Annotated in this window: 4 protein-coding genes; all 4 read left to right on the forward strand. The window is 61.7% G+C overall.

Going from position 1 to position 6,000, the window contains the following annotated elements; translation table 11 throughout:
• The first annotated feature begins 206 nt into the window (after nt 1-206).
• Nucleotides 207-1,487: a Zn-dependent hydrolase gene (locus NCS02_RS16000; protein ID WP_008353719.1), complete on the forward strand. Its 1,281-nt coding sequence runs from the start codon at nt 207-209 to the stop codon at nt 1,485-1,487.
• An 87-nt stretch (nt 1,488-1,574) separates the two neighbouring features.
• On the forward strand, nt 1,575-2,909 hold the full coding sequence (locus tag NCS02_RS16005) for an NAD(P)-dependent oxidoreductase (protein ID WP_250502875.1): 1,335 nt from the start codon (nt 1,575-1,577) through the stop codon (nt 2,907-2,909).
• A gap of 21 nt (nt 2,910-2,930) precedes the next feature.
• Nucleotides 2,931-4,217, forward strand: a complete 1,287-nt coding sequence (gene preA, locus NCS02_RS16010; protein ID WP_250519886.1) for an NAD-dependent dihydropyrimidine dehydrogenase subunit PreA — start codon at nt 2,931-2,933, stop codon at nt 4,215-4,217.
• Nucleotides 4,218-4,290: 73 nt separating this feature from the next.
• Nucleotides 4,291-5,778 (forward strand): NCS1 family nucleobase:cation symporter-1, encoded by a 1,488-nt coding sequence (locus tag NCS02_RS16015; RefSeq protein ID WP_175979164.1) that lies wholly within the window; start codon nt 4,291-4,293, stop codon nt 5,776-5,778.
• The last annotated feature ends 222 nt before the right edge of the window (nt 5,779-6,000 follow it).

Genomic DNA, 6,000 nt, shown 5'->3' on the forward strand with positions numbered 1-6,000 from the left:
GTTGATTTGCTTATTTTAATCGGCTACAACCTGTCCAACTGGACAGGATTGAAGAGCGCTCGATTTATCGAAGAGGCGTGTCGTTCGCATCATTCATCGCATAAGAAAAACGTGCACCGGGCGCGTGCAGCATCGCACCGCAAACGTCCGGCATGCACGAAACGAAGTCACTCACATACGAAGTCCGATCGTAAGGAGCGAGGCGAATGAACGTCGTAACGGATGCAATCAGAGAAGCTGGTCTCGATACGTCCATCAAGGTGAACGGTCAGCGTCTATGGGACAGCCTGATGACGATGGCCAAAATCGGCGCGACACCGAAGGGCGGTGTCTGCCGTCTCGCGCTGACCGATCTCGATCGCGAAGGGCGCGATCTCATCGTGAGCTGGGCGAAGGCAGCGGGCTGCACGGTGAGCGTCGATCAGATGGGCAACGTGTTCATGCGCCGCGCAGGACGCAATCTCGACGCGCTGCCGGTGGTTACTGGCTCGCACGCGGATTCACAGCCTACGGGCGGGCGCTTCGACGGCATCTACGGCGTGCTTGGCGGACTCGAAGTGATCCGCTCGCTCAACGATCGCGGCATCGAAACCGAGCATCCGATCGAAGTCGTCATCTGGACCAACGAGGAAGGCTCGCGCTTCGCACCGGCGATGGTTGCGTCGGGCGTGTTCGCGGGCGTGTTCTCGCTCGATTACGGTCTGTCGCGCAAGGACGTCGATGGCAAGACGATCGGCGAAGAACTCGAGCGCATCGGTTATGCGGGCGATGTGCCGTGCGGCGGCCGCAAGCTGCACGCGGCGTTCGAGCTGCATATCGAGCAAGGGCCGATACTCGAGGCCGAAGACAAGACGATCGGCGTCGTCACCGATGCGCAAGGTCAGCGCTGGTACGAGATCACGCTGACGGGCCAGGAAGCCCACGCAGGCCCGACCCCGATGCCGCGCCGCAAGGATGCGCTCCTCGGCGCATCGCGCGTGGTCGATCTCGTGAACCGCATCGGCCTCGACAACGCGCCGCTCGGGTGCGCGACGGTCGGCATGATGCAAGTGCATCCGAACTCGCGCAACGTGATTCCGGGCCGCGTGTTCTTCACCGTCGATTTCCGTCATCCCGACGATGCCGTGCTCGCGCGCATGGATGCCGCGTTGCGCGAGGGCGTGGCACGCATCGCGGGAGAGATCGGTCTGGAGACCGCGCTCGAACAGATCTTCTACTACGAGCCCGTCAAGTTCGACGCCGCGTGCGTCGCTTCCGTGCGGGCGGCGGCGCAGCGCTTCGGCTATTCGCATCGCGACATGGTGTCGGGCGCGGGCCACGATGCGTGCTATCTCGCGCAGGTCGCGCCGACGTCGATGGTGTTCGTGCCGTGCGTCGATGGCATCAGCCACAACGAGATCGAAGACGCGACGCAGGAATGGATCGAGGCAGGCGCGAACGTGCTGCTGCACGCAATGCTGGAGCGCGCGTCGGAACCGGCTTCATAAGCGACGTTTTCTGTTGTTACGTTCAGCACTGTCCGCGTCGATCGAACGCGGACGGCGGGCACTCGTACGTCCTCACAAGGAACGCGCATGACCATGAAACCGACCGGCGATATCGCGAGCCATCGCCTCACGCAGGAACAGCTCGCATGCGAATTCGCGGATGTCGCGCCGCTTCTCGACGCCACCGCCGCCGCTGCCGCCGCGAGCCGCTGCCACTACTGCTACGACGCGCCGTGCGTCCAGGCATGTCCGACGAGCATCGACATTCCAGGCTTCATCCGCAAGATCGGCAACGGCAATCTGAAGGGCGCGGCCGTCGATATCCTGTCGGCAAATCCGCTCGGCGGAATGTGCGCGCGCGTGTGCCCGACGGAGATTCTTTGCGAGGGTAGTTGCGTACGCAACCATCAGGGCGACGAGCCGGTGAAGATCGGCGCGTTGCAGCGTCATGCGACCGATTGGGCGATGGCCAGAGGCGTCGCGTTATTCGAACGCGCGCCGGAAACCGGGCGCCGCATTGCGATCGTCGGTGCGGGACCGGCGGGACTCGCGTGTGCGTATCGGCTTGCGCTTGCGGGGCATCGCGCGGTGATCTTCGATGCGCGCGAGAAGCCAGGCGGACTCAACGAATACGGCATTGCTGCGTACAAGACCGTCGAGGATTATGCGCAGCGCGAAATCGAATGGCTGTATTCGATCGGCGGCATCGAGATCAACATAGGTCGGTCGCTCGGCCGCGACTTCACGCTCGACGGGTTGCGCAAGCAATACGACGCAGTGTTCATCGCGTTCGGCCTTGCTGGCGTGCGCGAGCTGGCGCTCGAAGGCGAAGCGCTCGAAGGCGTGATGAACGCGGTCGATTTCATCGAGCAAGTGCGCGAGGCAGATGATCTCGCGAGCGTGCCGGTCGGGCGGCGCGTCGTCGTGATCGGCGGCGGCAACACCGCGGTCGATGCGTGCGTTCAAAGCCGCAAACTTGGCGCGACGAACGTGACGATGGCGTATCGGCGGGGCGTCGAGAACATGAGCGCGACGTGGGCCGAACGTGAGTTCGCGCAGACGAACGGCGTGAGCATCGTCACGCACGCGAATCCGGTGCGATTGGTCGGCGATAACGGGCAGGTGACGGGCGTCGAGTTCGAACGCGGCGGCGAGCGCTTCGTGATCGAAGCGGACATGGTGCTGAAGGCGATCGGGCAAACGCTTGTTCCCGTCGGAATCGATCGCGAGTTATTGACGCTCGATGGCGGGCGCATCGTCACCGACGAGAACCGTCAGACGACGCTCGCGAAAGTCTGGGCCGGCGGCGATTGCGCGACCCATGAAGGACTCGATCTCACCGTGCAGGCCGTACAGGACGGCAAGCTGGCGGCCGCGTCCATCGACGCGTCGTTCGAACTGACTGCGATCAAAGCCGCCTGAGCCAAGAGGAGAACCACGAACATGGCCGATCTGACTTGCAACATCGCCGGCATCACGTCGCCGAATCCTTTCTGGCTCGCGTCCGCGCCGCCGACCGACAAAGCCTACAACGTCAACCGCGCTTTCGAAGCGGGCTGGGGCGGCGTCGTGTGGAAGACGCTCGGGCTCGATCCGCACGTCGTGAACGTGAGTTCGCGTTACGGCGCGGTGCAATGGAACGGACAAAGAATCGCAGGACTGAATAACATCGAACTGATTACGGACAGACCGCTCGACGTGAACTTGCGCGAGATCGAACAGGTGAAGCGCGACTGGCCCGACCGCGCGCTTATCGTCTCGTTGATGGTTCCGTGCAACGAGAAGGACTGGAAGTGGATTCTCACGCAAGTGGAAGACACGGGCGCAGATGCGGTGGAACTGAACTTCGGTTGTCCGCATGGCATGAGCGAACGCGGCATGGGCGCGGCCGTCGGACAAGTGCCTGAATACGTCGAGATGGTGACGCGCTGGGTGAAGGAAGGCACGAAGCTGCCGTGCCTCGTGAAGCTCACGCCGAACATCAGCGATATTCGCATGGGTTCGCGCGCCGCGTTCAAAGGCGGCGCCGATGGCGTGTCGCTCATCAACACGATCAACTCGATCGTTGCGGTCGATCTCGATCAGATGGCGCCGATGCCGACCGTCGACGGCAAGGGCACGCACGGCGGCTATTGTGGTCCCGCCGTGAAGCCGATCGCGCTGAACATGGTCGCCGAAATCGCGCGCGATCCGCAGACGCCGAATCTGCCTATCTCCGGCATCGGCGGCATTTCATCGTGGCGCGATGCGGCGGAATTCATGGTGCTTGGCGCGGGCAGCGTGCAGGTGTGCACGGCCGCGATGCACCACGGCTTTCGCATCGTGTCCGATCTCGCCGATGGCCTCTCGAACTGGATGGACGAGAAAGGCTACGCAACGCTCGATGACATTCGCGGGCGCGCCGTGCCGAACGTCACGGACTGGAAGCATCTCAATCTCAAGTACGACATCAAGGCGCGCATCGATCAGGACAAGTGCATCCAGTGCGGGCTGTGTCATATCGCTTGCGAGGACACATCGCATCAGGCGATCCTGAAGGAGAAGGACGGCAAGCGTCATTTCGAAGTGGTCGATTCGGAATGCGTCGGCTGCAATCTGTGCATGCACGTTTGTCCTGTCGAGCAGTGCATCACGATGGAACGCGTCGATGCGGGCGAATATGCGAACTGGACTACGCATCCGAACAATCCCGCGCGCATCGATGCGGAAGAACCCGCGAAAGCGGCATGAACATAGACATAACGTAGCGCTCGTCGTCGTTGAATCCCCATGATCAACCGCACACTCAACCGGAGTGCATCCGATGAATCAGACAGCGCATGACGTCGAGACGAGCAGCTTGTATAACGATGACCTCGCACCGACCGGCCCCGCACAGCGCACGTGGAAGTGGTATCACTTCGCGGCGCTGTGGGTCGGCATGGTGATGAACATTGCGTCATACATGCTGGCCGCGGGTCTCACGGACCAGGGCATGTCGCCGTGGCAGGCGGTGTTGACGGTTCTGCTCGGCAACATGATCGTGCTCGTGCCGATGTTGCTGATCGGCCATGCGGGCGCGAAGCACGGCATTCCGTATGCGGTACTCGTGCGCTCGTCGTTCGGCACGCAAGGCGCGAAGTTGCCGGCGCTGCTGCGTGCGATCGTCGCGTGCGGTTGGTACGGCATTCAGACGTGGCTGGGCGGCAGCGCCATCTATACGCTCTTGAATATCCTGACGGGAAACGCATTGCATGGCGCGGCGCTGCCGCTCATCGATATCTCGCTCGGACAACTTGCGTGCTTTCTCGTGTTCTGGGCCTTGCAGCTCTACTTCATCTGGCACGGCACCGATTCGATTCGCTGGCTCGAAAGCTGGTCTGCGCCGATCAAGGTTGTGATGTGCATCGCGCTCGTGTGGTGGGCGACGAGCAAGGCGGGCGGCATCGGTTCCATGCTTTCGGCGCCGTCGCAGTTCGTCGCGGGCGGCAAGAAGGAGGGGCTTTTCTGGGCTACGTTCTGGCCGGGGCTCACGGCGATGGTCGGCTTCTGGGCGACGCTCGCGCTGAACATTCCCGACTTCACGCGCTTCGCGCGCACGCAACGCGATCAGGTGATCGGGCAATCGATCGGCCTGCCTGTGCCGATGGCGCTGCTCTCGGTGATCTCGGTTGTCGTCACGTCGGCGACGGTCGTGATCTACGGCAAGGCGATCTGGGATCCGATCGATCTCACGAGCCGCATGACGGGCATCGGTGTGGGCGTGGCACTGATCATCCTCACGCTCGATACGATGTGCTGCAATCTGGCGGCCAATCTCGTTGGACCGGCTTACGATTTTTCGAGCCTTTGGCCGAAGGGGATTTCGTATCGCGCGGGCGGCATGATTACGGCGACGATAGCCATCGTCATGATGCCTTGGAAGATTCTCGCGACTACGCAGGGTTACATCTTCACGTGGCTCGTGGGCTATTCGGCGCTGCTCGGTCCGGTCGCGGGCATTCTGATGGTCGATTACTTTTTGATTCGCGGCACGCGGCTCGATCAGCGCGAACTCTTCGATGAAGACGGTGAGTATTCGTATAGCGGCGGATGGAATGTGGCGGCGGTGGTGGCGCTTTTGGTCGGCGTGCTGCCGAATCTGCCGGGTTTTTTGCACACTGCGTTTCCGGGTTCCTTTCCTAACGTGCCCGCGTTTTTCAATACGCTCTATACGTATGCGTGGTTCGTTGGTCTCGTGCTGGCTGCCGTTGTGTATGGATCGTGGATGAAGTTGCGCGGTGGCGCGCGGGCCAGGGTTTTGAGTGCTTGAGTTTTTTGCTTTCGCTTTCGCTTTTGCTTTCGCTTTTGCTTTCGCTTCGCCGGATCCCGTTTTCTTGGTGGTCTATGAGCGTTGCCCCTGTGCGGGGCGGCAGTCACTTTCTTTGCTGCTGCAAAGAAAGCAACTGTATTGAGCGTCAAGGGTTGAGTTGGTAAGGATCATGGTTTTGGGGGATTCCAAGTTGTGCCGTCGCGCATCATGGCGTTGAGCTGG

The organism is Caballeronia sp. NCF2 (assembly GCF_023631205.1).
In the GTDB taxonomy this organism is placed as follows: Bacteria; Pseudomonadota; Gammaproteobacteria; order Burkholderiales; family Burkholderiaceae; genus Caballeronia; species Caballeronia zhejiangensis.